The organism is Pseudomonas sp. TE6288 (assembly GCF_054062095.1).
The window spans coordinates 21,857-34,248 of record NZ_JBSSEW010000001.1 but is presented as its reverse complement, the minus strand read 5'-3'; the positions used below and the strand labels follow the sequence as shown (position 1 = coordinate 34,248).

General features: G+C 63.6%; 15 protein-coding genes and 2 pseudogenes. 9 read left to right on the top strand and 8 right to left on the bottom strand.

What is annotated here, in order from left to right:
- Nucleotides 1-86: 86 nt before the first annotated feature.
- The gene (locus ACVWY1_RS00165; protein ID WP_102681969.1) at nt 87-968 is read right to left on the bottom strand and encodes a MerR family transcriptional regulator; all 882 of its coding nucleotides are present in this window, start codon (nt 966-968) and stop codon (nt 87-89) included.
- Between the two features lie 147 nt (nt 969-1,115).
- On the opposite strand from ACVWY1_RS00165, the gene ACVWY1_RS00160 reads away from it, so the two are divergent.
- The 7 genes from ACVWY1_RS00160 (at nt 1,116) to ACVWY1_RS00130 (ending at nt 6,623) form a co-directional block, all read left to right on the top strand.
- On the top strand, nt 1,116-1,562 hold the full coding sequence (locus ACVWY1_RS00160; RefSeq protein WP_214501687.1) for a PAS domain-containing protein: 447 nt from the start codon (nt 1,116-1,118) through the stop codon (nt 1,560-1,562).
- 104 nt (nt 1,563-1,666) lie between these two features.
- A complete protein-coding gene (locus ACVWY1_RS00155; protein ID WP_102681967.1) occupies nt 1,667-2,089 on the top strand; it encodes a nuclear transport factor 2 family protein in 423 nt (140 codons plus the stop codon).
- Nucleotides 2,086-2,838: an SDR family NAD(P)-dependent oxidoreductase gene (locus ACVWY1_RS00150; RefSeq protein WP_258601063.1), complete on the top strand. Its 753-nt coding sequence runs from the start codon at nt 2,086-2,088 to the stop codon at nt 2,836-2,838. The genes ACVWY1_RS00155 and ACVWY1_RS00150 overlap by 4 nt, the downstream gene beginning before the upstream one ends.
- Nucleotides 2,839-2,844: 6 nt before the next feature.
- Nucleotides 2,845-4,092: an NAD(P)/FAD-dependent oxidoreductase gene (locus ACVWY1_RS00145; protein ID WP_214501688.1), complete on the top strand. Its 1,248-nt coding sequence runs from the start codon at nt 2,845-2,847 to the stop codon at nt 4,090-4,092.
- Nucleotides 4,089-4,898, top strand: coding sequence for a DUF1365 domain-containing protein (locus ACVWY1_RS00140; RefSeq protein WP_277504089.1), 810 nt, complete (start codon nt 4,089-4,091; stop codon nt 4,896-4,898). Before ACVWY1_RS00145 ends, ACVWY1_RS00140 begins: the two co-directional genes overlap by 4 nt.
- Entirely contained in the window at nt 4,873-6,132 is a 1,260-nt protein-coding gene (locus tag ACVWY1_RS00135) for a class I SAM-dependent methyltransferase (RefSeq protein WP_457377589.1), read from the top strand. Before ACVWY1_RS00140 ends, ACVWY1_RS00135 begins: the two co-directional genes overlap by 26 nt.
- 2 nt (nt 6,133-6,134) lie before the next feature.
- On the top strand, nt 6,135-6,623 hold the full coding sequence (locus tag ACVWY1_RS00130) for a DUF2878 domain-containing protein (RefSeq protein ID WP_102681962.1): 489 nt from the start codon (nt 6,135-6,137) through the stop codon (nt 6,621-6,623).
- 12 nt (nt 6,624-6,635) lie between these two features.
- On the opposite strand, the pseudogene ACVWY1_RS00125 reads toward ACVWY1_RS00130, so the two are convergent.
- The 5 genes and pseudogenes from ACVWY1_RS00125 to ACVWY1_RS00105 form a co-directional block, all read right to left on the bottom strand.
- Nucleotides 6,636-6,746, bottom strand: a pseudogene (locus ACVWY1_RS00125) (DUF2256 domain-containing protein); the annotation flags it as partial.
- Nucleotides 6,743-8,269, bottom strand: coding sequence for a cryptochrome/photolyase family protein (locus ACVWY1_RS00120; RefSeq protein WP_457377707.1), 1,527 nt, complete (start codon nt 8,267-8,269; stop codon nt 6,743-6,745). The gene ACVWY1_RS00120 and the pseudogene ACVWY1_RS00125, both read right to left, overlap by 4 nt.
- Nucleotides 8,270-8,277: 8 nt before the next feature.
- Nucleotides 8,278-8,583, bottom strand: coding sequence for a DUF6482 family protein (locus ACVWY1_RS00115; RefSeq protein ID WP_457377588.1), 306 nt, complete (start codon nt 8,581-8,583; stop codon nt 8,278-8,280).
- A complete protein-coding gene (locus tag ACVWY1_RS00110; protein WP_457377587.1) occupies nt 8,580-9,116 on the bottom strand; it encodes a DUF3833 domain-containing protein in 537 nt (178 codons plus the stop codon). Before ACVWY1_RS00110 ends, ACVWY1_RS00115 begins: the two co-directional genes overlap by 4 nt.
- A 2-nt stretch (nt 9,117-9,118) precedes the next feature.
- A complete protein-coding gene (locus ACVWY1_RS00105) occupies nt 9,119-9,658 on the bottom strand; it encodes a chalcone isomerase family protein (protein WP_214501691.1) in 540 nt (179 codons plus the stop codon).
- Nucleotides 9,659-9,770: 112 nt separating this feature from the next.
- On the opposite strand from ACVWY1_RS00105, the gene ACVWY1_RS00100 reads away from it, so the two are divergent.
- Nucleotides 9,771-10,541: an SDR family NAD(P)-dependent oxidoreductase gene (locus ACVWY1_RS00100; protein WP_457377586.1), complete on the top strand. Its 771-nt coding sequence runs from the start codon at nt 9,771-9,773 to the stop codon at nt 10,539-10,541.
- 12 nt (nt 10,542-10,553) lie between these two features.
- Here the strand turns inward: ACVWY1_RS00100 and ACVWY1_RS00095 are convergent.
- Nucleotides 10,554-10,816: pseudogene (locus ACVWY1_RS00095) on the bottom strand (putative quinol monooxygenase).
- 137 nt (nt 10,817-10,953) lie between these two features.
- On the opposite strand from ACVWY1_RS00095, the gene ACVWY1_RS00090 reads away from it, so the two are divergent.
- A complete protein-coding gene (locus ACVWY1_RS00090) occupies nt 10,954-11,391 on the top strand; it encodes a GNAT family N-acetyltransferase (protein WP_102681956.1) in 438 nt (145 codons plus the stop codon).
- A 49-nt stretch (nt 11,392-11,440) separates the two neighbouring features.
- Here the strand turns inward: ACVWY1_RS00090 and ACVWY1_RS00085 are convergent, their stop codons facing one another.
- Nucleotides 11,441-12,280, bottom strand: coding sequence for a helix-turn-helix domain-containing protein (locus tag ACVWY1_RS00085; RefSeq protein WP_457377585.1), 840 nt, complete (start codon nt 12,278-12,280; stop codon nt 11,441-11,443).
- Between the last annotated feature and the right edge of the window lie 112 nt (nt 12,281-12,392).

Sequence of the window (12,392 nt, the reverse complement as noted above, 5' to 3'; positions counted from 1 at the left end):
GAGGAGCTCGCTGTGGTAGAACCGCTCATGCAGGGCAAAATTCAATTCTGTTTGGCGTTGACCAAATCGGCACCGCCGCCCTGCTTTCAGAGATCCAGGGCGCCCCTGAGCAAGGCGTTGAGCATCCCCGCCACATCATCCCCCTGCTCGTCCAGCACACGCAGCGGAATGCCCTGCAACACCGCTTGCGAACCCGCCACCCCGGTCAGGGCCATCGGGCAGGCAATCTCCATCTGCAATGCGCGCAGCCGCCTGGCCAGGCCGGCGTTCACCGGCCCTTGCACCGCGATCACCAGCGCTGCCGGCAGGGTTGCCGCGCACACCAGCGGAAGTTCCTCCAACGGCTGTCCGCAGCCGAGCACGTCGACGCGCTGTTGCTCGGCGCTCAGCAGCAAGCCGGTACACAGCAACGGCAGTTCGGCATGCCCCTCGGTACCGGCCAGCAGCACCCTTGGCGCATCGGCCTGGTTCATCTGCAGGCGCAGCAGCAGGCGGGCGCGCAGGAAGGTGTCGAGGAACAACCATTGGCTGCGTTCCCCGAAGGCCCTGCCTGCCGCCATTTCCTGCCACACCGGCAGCAGCACCTCACGCAGCACGGTAGCCTTGGGCAGGAGCGTGAACAGCTGGCCATGGACACCTTCCAGCGCCCGTGCATCGAATGCCATCGCCGCCCGTTTCACAGTGGCGCGCCAGTCGTGGAAGGCCGAGTCCTGCTGCACGGGCGCCTGGCGCTGGGCGGCGAGCATTTCGCCGACCTTGCTGATCGGCAGGCCGTTGGCAGTCCAGTGCAGGATGTCGCGGATGCGCTGCACGTCGCCGGGCGTGTACAGGCGATGGCCACCGTCGGTGCGCTGCGGGCGGATCAGCCCGTGGCGGCGCTCCCAGGCGCGCAAGGTCACCGGATTGATGCCGGTCAGGCTGACCACGTCGCGCATGGGCAATAAATCGGGTGAGATGGCTTCGGTCATCAGGAGGGATCGTCGGAAAGATGGCACATTCTAAACCCATACGCTCTTTCTGCGGCGAGCTCAGGTAGGCCATTATGTAGCGAATCGCGCCGGCGCTTTGTACCGTTGCGCCCGCCATACCGCTTAGGCTTTCCATGGGTGTCCCCAATGATCAACGCAAAACTCCTGCAACTGATGGTCGAGCACTCCAACGATGGCATCGTCGTCGCCGAGCAGGAGGGCCCAGAAAGCATCCTGATCTACGCCAATCCTGCCTTCGAGCGCCTCACCGGCTACTGCGCGGACGATATTCTCTACCAGGACTGCCGCTTTCTTCAGGGCCAGGATCGGCAACAGTCGGGCATCGCCGCGATCCGCGAGGCGATCCGCAAGGGCCAGCCCTGCCGCCAGGTGCTGCGCAACTATCGCCAGGACGGCAGCCTGTTCTGGAACGAATTGTCCATCACCCCGGTGCGTAACGAGGCGGACCAGCTGACTTACTACATCGGCATTCAACACGATGTCTCGGCGCAGATCGCCGCCGAGGAGCGGGTGCGCGAGCTGGAAGCCGAGGTCGCCGACCTGCGTCGCCAACTGGCGGCGGCCGGTCTCTGAGCAAAATATCTGTACAAGAACGTTGACTTGTACAGATTTAAACGTAGGCTTCGTTTATACCTGTACAAAAATACCGGGTTGTACAGGATTGCCCGGAGCCGAGCATGTCAACGTACCTGCAGAATTTCGCCGAGCGCTTCGCCCAGCTCGATGGAGAGCACCTCGAAGCGCTGGAAAACCTGTACAGCGAGAACGTCACTTTCCGCGACCCGCTGCATCAGATTGATGGGCTAAGCGACCTGCGGGCCTATTTCGCCCAGCTGTACGCCAACGCCCATGACATCCGTTATGTCTTCTCTGGTGTCGACGAGGTGAAGACCGGGCAAGGGTACCTGCGTTGGACCCTGCAGTTTCGTCATCCCCGGCTGGCCGGCGGTCGCCCGGTTTCCCTGCAAGGCTGCAGCTACCTGCAATGGCATGATCGGGTGCATTTCCACCAGGATTTCTTCGACGCAGGCGCCCTGCTCTACGAGCATATTCCGCTGATGGGCGGGGCGATTCGCTGGCTCAAGGGGCGGTTGGCATGAGCCGCTGCTGGTTGACCGGTGCCAGCAGCGGCATCGGTGCGGCGCTCGCGCAGTGCCTGCTGGAGCAAGGCCATCAGGTAGCCCTGGGCGGTCGCCGGATCGAGCAACTGGTGCCTTTTGCCGAGCGCTTTCCCGGGCAGGTGCTGCTGGCCAACGGTGATCTGGACGATCCGGAGCAGGTCACGCAGATAGCAGCCCGCATTCGCCAGGCCTGGGGCGCACTGGACCTGGCAATTTTCAACGCCGGGACCTGCGAATACCTGGAGCCCGGCCGGTTCGATCCGGCGCTGGTCGAGCGCGTGATGCGCACCAACCTGCTGAGCCTCAGCCATTGCCTGGCGGCCGCCCTGCCCCTGCTGCGGGCCGGCGCACGTCCTCACCTGGTGGTGATGGGCAGCTCGGTAACCTGGCTGGCCTTGCCCCGGGCCGGTGCCTATGGCGCGTCCAAGGCCGCCGTGCGCTACCTGGTGGAGTCGCAGCGCATCGATCTGACGCAAGCCGGCATCGACGTCACGCTGGTCAACCCGGGCTTCGTCGACACGCCACTGACCCGGCGCAACGATTTCCCGATGCCGCAGCTGTGGTCGGCCCAGCGCGCCGCCCAGCACATCGCCAGACGGCTGCCGCGTCGCCCCCTGGAAATAAACTTTCCGCGCCTGTTCACCTGGGGATTGCGCCTGCTCGGAGTGCTGCCGGCGCGGGCGCGCCTGGCATTGGGCCGGCGCCTGGCACGTCAAGAAACGGACTGAGCAACCATGCGTATAGCCATCATTGGCAGCGGCATCGCGGGCCTGACCTGCGCCTACCTGCTGTCGCGCAAACACGAAGTAACGGTATTCGAAGCCGCCGGCTGGGTCGGTGGCCACACCCACACTGTCGACGTGCTGTGGCGGGGTGAGCGCCATGCCATCGACACGGGGTTCATCGTCTTCAACGACTGGACCTATCCCCATTTCATCCGTTTGCTTGAACAGCTCGGAGTCGCTTCGCAGCCGACGCAGATGAGTTTCTCCGTGCATGATCCACTCTGCGGTCTGGAATACAACGGGCACGACCTGAACACGTTGTTTGCCCAGCGCCGCAACCTGCTGTCGCCGGGCTTCTGGGGCATGCTGCGCGATATCCTGCGCTTCAACCGGCAGGCTCTCGCCGACCTCGAGCACCAGCGTATCGACGCCACCACCACCTTGGGCGCTTATCTTCATGAACGCGGTTACGGCCCGCGTTTCATTGAGCATTACATCGTGCCCATGGGCTCGGCCATCTGGTCCATGTCCCGTGCCGATATGCTCGGCTTCCCGCTGGCGTTCTTCGTGCGCTTCTGTCGCAACCACGGTTTGCTGTCGGTGAACCAGCGCCCGCAGTGGCGTGTCGTCGCGGGCGGTTCGCGCAGTTATGTCGCCCCGCTGTGCCGACCCTTCGCCGAACGCATCCGCCTTGACTGCAAGGTGCACCGGGTCGGCCGCGACGAAGGCGGTGTCACCCTGGTCAGCGACGCCGGCACCGAGCGCTTCGACAACGTGGTATTCGCCTGCCACAGCGACCAGGCCCTGGCGCTGCTGGAGGCGCCGAGCGTGCACGAGCGTGCCGTGCTGGGTGCCATCGGCTATGCCGACAACGACGTGGTGCTGCACACCGACACCCGCCTGCTGCCGCGCCGCCGCAACGCCTGGGCCAGCTGGAACTACCGCCTGGGCGGCCCCGAGCAGGCGCCGGCCGCGGTGACTTACAACATGAACATCCTGCAGGGCATCCAGGCACCGACGACCTTCTGCGTCAGCCTGAATCAGACCGCGCTGATCGACCCCGCGCAGATCCTCGCCCGCTTCAGCTATGCCCACCCGCAGTACAGCCTGGCGGCATCTGCCGCTCAGGCCCGGCAAACACAACTGCAAGGCCAACAGCACAGCTATTTCTGCGGCGCCTACTGGGGCAACGGCTTCCACGAGGACGGCGTGGTCAGTGCGTTGCAGGTGGCCAGGCACTTCGGAGAGCAGCTGTGAACAGTGGCCTGTACCTGGGCTGGCTCAGTCATCGGCGCCTGAGTCCGCGGCCCCATGCCTTTCGTTACCGGATCGGCCTGTTCTACCTGGACCTGGACGAACAAGCCTGGCTGATGGCCCTGTCGCGCTGGCTGGGGCGTTGGCGCCTGGCCCCGCTGTGCTGGCGGGAAACCGACTACCTGCCGAGCCTCACCCGCCAAGGTCAGCCCCTGGCCCAGGCCGCACGACTGCTGGTGAGCCAAGCCACGGGGCAAATGCCCGACGGGCCAGTGTGCCTGCTGACCCAGCTGCGTTGCTGGGGGCTGTCGTTCAATCCGGTGAGCTTCTATTTCTGCCATGACCGCGACGGGCACCTGGCGGCGATCCTGCTGGAGGTGCGCAACACCCCTTGGCGTCAGCGTTTCCACTATGTGCTGCCGGTGCAAGGCGACCCGGCGAAAACCTTCGCCATGGCCAAGCGCTTTCATGTGTCGCCGTTCATGCCCTTGGACATGGACTATCGGGTGCGCTTTCACCTGGACCAGGCACAGATGCGCATCCACATGGAGAACTGGCAAGGCAGCCAGAAAGTGTTCGAGGCCGACCTGGCCCTGAAGCGCCGCCCGCTGGACCGCAAGGCTGTGCGCGACTACATCCTGGCCTTCCCCTGGATCAGCCTGCGCACCGTCTCGGCCATCTACTGGCAAGCCCTGCGCCTGTTCATCAAGCGCACGCCCATCCACGACCACACCGCCAGCCGGGGCAACCTGGCACTCGGCCACTCCTGCGAGGACCCCGATCATGTCCAATCCGACCCTGAGCGTTAGCAAGTCCGCGGGCCTGGCGCCACTGCTCGGCGGCTTGGCGCGCAAGGCCGTGCTCGCCCAGCTGGGCAAGCTGCGTCATGGCCATCTGCGCCTACTCTGCCATGGTCGCCAGTGGACGTTCGGCGACCCCGGCAGCGCGCTGCAGGCCGAGGTGGAGATACTCGACGACACCGCCTGGAGCCTGATCGCCGGCAATGGCTCGATCGGCGCGGCCGAAGCCTATATCCATGGTTACTGGCGCAGCCCGGACCTCGCGTTGGTCACCCGCCTGTTCGTGGCCAACCTCGATGTGCTCGACGCCCTCGAGGGCGGCCTGGCACGCCTCGGCCGCCCTGCCCTGCGGCTGCTGCACCGGCTCAACCGCAACAACCGCCAAGGCGCCCGTCGCAACATCCTGGCCCATTACGACCTGGGCAATACCCTGTTCGAGCAACTGCTGGACCCGACCATGATGTATTCGGCCGCGCAGTTCGAGCACCCCGAACAGTCCCTGGAGCAGGCTCAGCGGCGCAAGCTGGAGCGCATCTGCCAGAAGCTCGAGCTGAGCCCGCAGGATCACCTGCTGGAAATCGGCTGCGGCTGGGGCAGCCTGGCGATCCACGCCGCCACCCGCCACGGCTGCCGGGTGACCACCACGACCCTGTCGCACGCGCAGTACACCTATACCCTGCAACGGGTGAAGGACCTTGGGCTGGAGCAGCGGGTGACCGTGTTGTGCGACGACTACCGCGACTTGACGGGGACTTTCGACAAACTGGTCTCCATCGAGATGATCGAAGCGGTAGGCCACCGCTACTTGCCGGTGTACTTCCGTCAGTGCGCGTCACTGCTCAAGCCCGACGGGCTGATGTTGCTGCAGGCCATCACCATCCGTGACCAGCGCTACGCCCAGGCGCGGCGCTCGGTGGATTTCATCCAGCGCTACATCTTCCCCGGCGGCGCCCTGCCCTCGCTGAGCGTGCTGCTGGACACCGCCAGCCGTCGCACCGCGCTCAACCTCGTGCACCTGGAGGATTTCGGCGTCGACTACGCACTCACCCTGGGGCATTGGCGCGACAACCTGCGCCAGGCGCGCGGCACATTGGCGGCACTGGGCTACGACGAGACCTTTCAGCGCCTGTGGGAGTTCTACCTGTGCTACTGCCAAGGCGGCTTCGAGGAACGGGCCATCGGCGTGGCCCAGCTGCTGTGGGCGGCGCCCCTGGCGCGGCGGGCGCCGTTGCCCGGGCAATGACGATGCCCCGCGCCTGGCTGATCGCCAATGCCCTATGGCTGCAGGTGGGCTGGTGGGCCTGCGTGCTGGGCGCCAAGGTTCCCTGGCTATTGCTCCTGGTGCCGCTGGGGCTGGCCGTGCACCTTAAACTGTGCCCGGCCCGCAGCACCGAAGTCGGCGCACTGTTACGCGTGACCTTGGCCGGTTGCATGCTGGACGGTCTGCTGGGGGCAATTGGGATTTTTCGTTTCGAGGCATGGCCACTGCCATTGTGGCTGGCGCTGCTGTGGCTGGTGCTGGCCAGCGGCTTGCGCCACAGCCTGGCCTGGGCGGGTTGGCCGTTTTGGCGCGGTGCGTCAGTCGGCGCGCTGGGTGGCCCGTTGGCGTACCTGAGCGGTGCCGGGCTGGCCGATATCGCCTTGCCCCTGGGGCCCGTGGTCACGGGCTTGCTGCTGGTGCCGGTCTGGGCCCTGGCCCTGCCCTTGCTGGTGCGACTCGCCGCGCGGCGCTGAGCGGCGGCAGCGTTCAGAACAGTAGCGCACCTGCGCCCAGCACCGCGCCCAGCGCTTGCGCCAGGTGAAAGGCCGGCCGCATGCCGCGCATACCTTGCTTGGAAGATGCTGCTTCTTCTTCATAGGTCCTGGCCGGCATCGAGCCGCGCCAGCAGCGCCTGGCCGCGTTGCCACACGCCCTCGCGACGGGCAGGCGCCATGCCGTCCAGGCTGCGATACACCAAGGCCAGACGAGGATTGCCTGAAAGCTGGGCGCGGTGGCGAATGAGAAAATGCCAGTACAACGCATTGAATGGGCAAGCGTCTTCACCGACCGCCTTGTCCACCCTGAAGCTGCAGGCCTTGCAGTGATCGGACATCCGCTGAATGTAGCGACCACTGGCGCAATAGGGCTTGGAACCCAGGTAACCGCCATCGGCGTGCATCACCATGCCCAGGGTGTTGGGCAGTTCTACCCAGTCGAACGCGTCGATGTAGACGGCCAGGTACCATTGGCAGATCGCGGCGGGCACGATTCCGGCCAGCAGGGCGAAGTTGCCGGTGACCATCAGCCGCTGGATGTGATGCGCGTAACCGAGGCGCAAGGTCTGTCCGATGGCCTGCGCCATGCAGCGCATGCGCGTCTGCCCGGTCCAGTAAAAGTCCGGCAGGTCGCGAGTGTTGCCCAGGCGGTTGAGCCTGGCGTACTCGGGCATGCGCAGCCAGTAGATACCGCGCACATACTCGCGCCAGCCAATCAACTGGCGGATGAAGCCCTCTGCGGCGTTGAGCGGCACCCGGCCCTGGCGCCAGGCGTCTTCCACGTCCTCGCACAGGCAGCGCACGTCCAGCAGCCCGATGTTCAGCGCCGCGCTGATGCGCGCATGGAACAGGTAGGGCTCGCCCTCAGCCATGGCGTCCTGATAGTCGCCAAACGCCGCCAGGCCGAAATCGAGAAAATGACGCCATAGCTGTTGAGCCTCGGCATGAGTCACGGGATAGTCGAAACCATCCAGTTCGCCGTAATGGTCGCTGAAACGCTGGCGAACCAAGGCCACCACGCCACGGGTGATGGCATCCTGTTCGAAATGCGCCGGAAACGGGCCGCGCAGACCTCGCGCCAACGGCTTGCGATTTTCGTCATCGAAATTCCATGCGCCCCCCGCCGGGCTGCCGTCGGGCTCCAGGAGCAGGCCGCAACGCTTGCGCATGCCGCGGTAGAAATGCTCCATGCGCAGCTGGGTGCGGCCCTGGGCCCAGCGTGCGAAAGCCTCTCGCGAGCACAGGAAACGGGTGTCGCGGTGCCACACCAACGGTAGCCCAGCCTCCCGTAACGTCTGTTCCAGGCGCCACTCACCGCACTCGGTCAGGTGGATCTCGCTGGCGCCCAGGGCCTGCTGCCAGCGACGCAGTTCGCCGGCAATGCTGGCACTGTTGCCGTCGGCGTCCAGTTTGACATAGTGCACATGCCAGCCACGCGCCCTCAGCGCCTGGGCAAAATGACGCATGGCGCTGAAGATAAGCACGATCTTCTGCGGATGATGCGGCACGTAGCGTGCCTCGCCCTCCACTTCGGCCATCAGGATCGCATCGCGGGCGGGGTCCAGCGCGGCGAGACTCGCCAATTCGAACGACAGCTGGTCGCCCAGCACCAGGCCCAGGCGCATCGCCGGGGCTACCACTGCTCGTCCAGCGTCACCGGCACCCGCAGCGGCGCGACGGGGCCGTCGCCTTGCCCGCACATTTCATCGTGTACCACGTGCTGGACCAGCATGCACGGCACCGGCGGCAGCCCGGCCAGCACCTGGCGCAACTGCGTGATGGAGCGAAAGCGCAGGGCCTGCCCGTGATCGTCGCTCAGCGTGACCGGCCCTGCGTCGGCCATGGCCCGCAGCAGGTAGAAACCGCCTTCCAGCGACAGCAGCTCCAGCGCCCGGACCTGGCCGGCGCCGACCTGATCGAAAAGTGTATTGAGATTCATCGCGTGCCCTCCGGCAGGCGGCGGAAGAACAGGGTGACCTGGCCGATCTCCACGCCCAGCTTGCTCATGCGCGAGCGGTTGATCAGGGTGTCGTCGTCCATCAGGTACATCCAGTCGTCCAGGTCCACCTGCCAGTGCCGCCCGTCAACCGGCAGGTCCAGCTGGTAACGCCAGCGCAGCGCATTGCCAGCCACCTCGCCGCGGGCCTCGCCGATCACGTCGCCAGCGGTGCCACGCCAGCGACCGGGGCCATCGGGCACCAGCGTCCAGGTGCGCCGCTGTCGGATACCGTCGCTGTAGAGAAACTGCTCGTCGAGGATCAACCGGTCGCCATCGCGGCGGCTGTCGATACGCACGTGAAAACGCTTCACCACCTCGCCGGAACGCTTCTGGAACATGCCCCAGGCCTGCACCGGACGCGAAAAGAAGGCCGCCAGGTCCAGCTTGGGTTGCTCGTCGGCATAGTGCTCGACGCCGACATTGCCACAGCTGCCCAGCAGCAGGCACCCTACCAACAACAATGCTTTGTACATGTTCAGGGTCCTCGATCGTTGCCGGCCAGGCCGAGCAGGCGCTGGCGCAGTTGTGGATCCCGGGCGCGCGGATCCAGCCAGATGGCGAAGAAGGCCTTGGCAAAGGCCGCATCGGCCACTTCACGGCGCAGTCGGCCATCGACGTAGAAGCGGCAACCTGCTTGCGGGAGGTACACCCCCGTGATGCGCATACCGGGACGCACATCCACGAACGCCGCTTGCATTTCCCCGGTCCAGGCGTCGAGTTGCTGTGCCGTGACGCTGCCGGCGCCAAGGCGACGCATCTCCTCAATGCTGGCCTTGACCAGGGTGTCCCGGGACAACGACCGGTGGTAAGCAAGCTCCAGGGCGAACGGTCGACCCCAGTCCAGCAGCGGGCCCTCTGCCCACAAGCGGGCGCTGTACAGGCGCAGGCCGAACCAGGTGAACTCGCCTTCACCCAGTCGTTGAGCCGCCGGCAGCGTGGCTCGCCAATCCGCGCCGATCGAGGCGAGCGAGGTCAACAGCAGACAGAAGCAGGCTAATCGTAGAGCAAAGGCCATGATAAACCTGTACAGAAAACAAATTCTGTACAAGATTAGATTTTTGTACAGATAAATTCCAATGCTGTATAGAAATTAGGGCAGCTAGATCCATGCCAGGGGAGCACCTCGAATGAGCCTCATCACCAACCTCCACAGCCCCGCAAACGTGCTGGTCTGCGGCGCCAGCCAAGGCATCGGCCTTGCCCTGTGCGAACAACTGCTGGCACGCGAAGACGTGGGCCTGCTGATCGCCGTGTCGCGCCAGGCAAATTGCAGCACGCCGCTCGATGCTCTGGCCCTGACCCATGGCCGCAGGTTGATGCGCATCGACTGCGATGCTCGGGATGAACAGGCGTTGCAAGCACTGGCGGTGCAGGTCCAGGCCAGCTGTGCGCAGTTGAACCTGGTCATCAGTACCCTCGGCGTGCTCCACCAGCCTCCGGCACGCGCCGAAAAGTCGCTGGCGCAACTGGACATGGCAGGGTTGCAGGCCAGCTTCGTCAGCAACTGCTTTGCCCCGATCCTGCTGCTCAAGCACCTGCTGCCATGGCTGCGCCAGCAACCGGTCACCTTCGCCGCGCTGTCCGCCCGGGTCGGCTCGATCAGCGACAACCACCTTGGCGGCTGGTACAGCTATCGGGCCAGCAAGGCCGCGCTCAACCAGCTGTTGCGCACGGCCAGCATCGAACTCAAGCGGCTCAATCCCGCTTCAACAGTCCTTGCCCTGCACCCCGGGACCACCGACACCCAGCTCTCGCGACCCTTCCAGGGCAATGTGCCAATCGACAAACTGTTCTCGCCAGCGTTTGCCGCCCGTTGCATCCTCGAACTCGTCGGCCGGCATGGACCGTTACAGACCGGTACCTTCTGGGCCTGGGATGGCAGGCCAATTCCCTGGTGACTCGCAGGCTTGTCAGCGGTGGATCGGGTCAAGGAAGATCAGTTGCAACGGATCCGCCAACAACGCGTCAGCCTGCTCGGCAAAACGAAGAAAGTGTTCGGTGGCCAGGTGGGTGTCCAGAGCCTGTCGAGGGTCGAACGCTTCACGCATGTAAAACGTCCTGGGCTAATCGTTGCGCTCGAACAACATGTAGTTTCGGTTGCCGCCCTCGGCCCGGGTCGGTTCGCCAGGCCTCTTTAAAGTGCCGGCGGCTGGCCTGGCTTGGCCTTGCGTATGGCTGCGGTAGATCCGGACCGGACAATCTTTTACAAACAAGTTCTTGAGGGTAGCGGCCAGTTAACCTCCAATACTCTAATCGGGAAGTTAGCAGTATTTCAGTACCTTCAAAACCATTGAGATCCAGAGAGCCTTTGTGAAAATATCACTCGCCACAATAACAAAGCACAACTATGAAGCCGCTTGCGAATTGGAAGTCACAGACGAGCAAGAAGACTATGTAGCCAGCAATACCTGGTCACTGGTGGAGGCTGCGTACAACCCTGAATACTCCGTACGGGCCATTTACGCCAACGATGAGCCTGTTGGCTTTTTCATGTGGGTTCAGGCGTCACCCCATAAAATATCCATCTGGCGGTTTATGGTTGACAAGAAGCACCAACAAAAATCCATCGGCAGGATAGCACTAGGCCTGGCACTTCAAGAAATCAAGCGAGCCCCTGGCCTGGAAGAAATTGAAATCTGCTACAACCCTGGTAATCCCGTGGCGAAAAGATTTTATTCCAGCTTTGGCTTCGAAGAGGTCGGCATGGCCCCAGACGGCGAAGACATGCTGGCGCTCATCAGGCTTTAATCTACCGAGACGCCTTTGTTTATCGAAAAGCGGTTCACGCCTGCCCCGCTTACTGCTGCCCTTGGAGGCGATAGCGAGAAAGCGAAACACCGGTTTGCCGCTTGAAGTAGCGGCACAGGTAGGAGGCATCGACAAAGTTCAGCTCGTCGGCGATCTGGCCGATCGCCAGATTGCTGTAGGAAAGCAGCGCCTTGATTTCCTGGGTCACCTGGCGATCTATCAGGCCTTTGGCGGTGTCGTTGAAAAACGCTTTGGTCAGCTGTGACAGGTAGAACGGCGTGATGCTCAGCGCGTCGGCATAGAACTTCACATCCCGGTGCCTGGTGCAGTGCTTGCCGATCAAGTCCCAAAATTGCCAACTGAGCATTTCCTTGCGGCTGAACGCCCTGCTGCCTTTGTATGTAGCTGGAAGCTGCTCGGCAATTTTCAGGAAAAGGTTCTGCAGTTGGTTGCGCAGCATGACGTGCCGGTAAGTCGGGCAGCACTTCACGATATCCCGCATCTGCGCCAGCCATCCTTCTATCAACGGCCTGTCGTCACTGTCCGGGACGCAATGTGGATGTTCATGCAAGAAGATGAACAGGGGGTTGGGCAGTTGGTAGGCGACCTCCGCAGCGAAACCCTTTGGCATCAGGCAAAAAAATACCTTGAATCCGCGTGAGCGACGTTTGAGCAAGGCAATGGTGTCTTCGGCCAGCAGCAGCACATCACCGCGCCGGACCACATGTTCCTTGAAGTTGAGCGTGAAGCGGGCGCTCCCGGACAGGCAGACCAGCAGCGTCAGATAGGTGTGGCCGAAGGAGAGTGGCACTCCCAGCCCTTCGGTCAGGGAGGTATCACCCATGCGCGGTGGGTCGTCAGCAGTAAAAAGTTGCGGAATATGCTGCATAGCCTCTAGATGCCAGGACCTGAAACGCGATGAATCTTATCACCCATTGGCCATCTAGTTTCGAAAAGTACCGAAATCACCGAGGTACTGATGTATACCGAACCTGTCTTCC

Excerpts from the sequence above, each read along its gene's own strand:
- ACVWY1_RS00135 (WP_457377589.1), top strand. The coding sequence starts at position 4,873 with ATGTCCAATCCGACCCTGAGCGTTAGCAAGTCCGCGGGCCTGGCGCCA.
- ACVWY1_RS00130 (WP_102681962.1), top strand. The coding sequence starts at position 6,135 with ATGCCCCGCGCCTGGCTGATCGCCAATGCCCTATGGCTGCAGGTGGGC.
- ACVWY1_RS00160 (WP_214501687.1), top strand. The coding sequence starts at position 1,116 with ATGATCAACGCAAAACTCCTGCAACTGATGGTCGAGCACTCCAACGAT.
- ACVWY1_RS00115 (WP_457377588.1), bottom strand. The coding sequence starts at position 8,583 with ATGAATCTCAATACACTTTTCGATCAGGTCGGCGCCGGCCAGGTCCGG.
- ACVWY1_RS00145 (WP_214501688.1), top strand. The coding sequence starts at position 2,845 with ATGCGTATAGCCATCATTGGCAGCGGCATCGCGGGCCTGACCTGCGCC.
- ACVWY1_RS00165 (WP_102681969.1), bottom strand. The coding sequence starts at position 968 with ATGACCGAAGCCATCTCACCCGATTTATTGCCCATGCGCGACGTGGTC.
- ACVWY1_RS00100 (WP_457377586.1), top strand. The coding sequence starts at position 9,771 with ATGAGCCTCATCACCAACCTCCACAGCCCCGCAAACGTGCTGGTCTGC.
- ACVWY1_RS00085 (WP_457377585.1), bottom strand. The coding sequence starts at position 12,280 with ATGCAGCATATTCCGCAACTTTTTACTGCTGACGACCCACCGCGCATG.
- ACVWY1_RS00110 (WP_457377587.1), bottom strand. The coding sequence starts at position 9,116 with ATGTACAAAGCATTGTTGTTGGTAGGGTGCCTGCTGCTGGGCAGCTGT.
- ACVWY1_RS00120 (WP_457377707.1), bottom strand. The coding sequence starts at position 8,269 with ATGCGCCTGGGCCTGGTGCTGGGCGACCAGCTGTCGTTCGAATTGGCG.
- ACVWY1_RS00105 (WP_214501691.1), bottom strand. The coding sequence starts at position 9,658 with ATGGCCTTTGCTCTACGATTAGCCTGCTTCTGTCTGCTGTTGACCTCG.
- ACVWY1_RS00150 (WP_258601063.1), top strand. The coding sequence starts at position 2,086 with ATGAGCCGCTGCTGGTTGACCGGTGCCAGCAGCGGCATCGGTGCGGCG.
- ACVWY1_RS00155 (WP_102681967.1), top strand. The coding sequence starts at position 1,667 with ATGTCAACGTACCTGCAGAATTTCGCCGAGCGCTTCGCCCAGCTCGAT.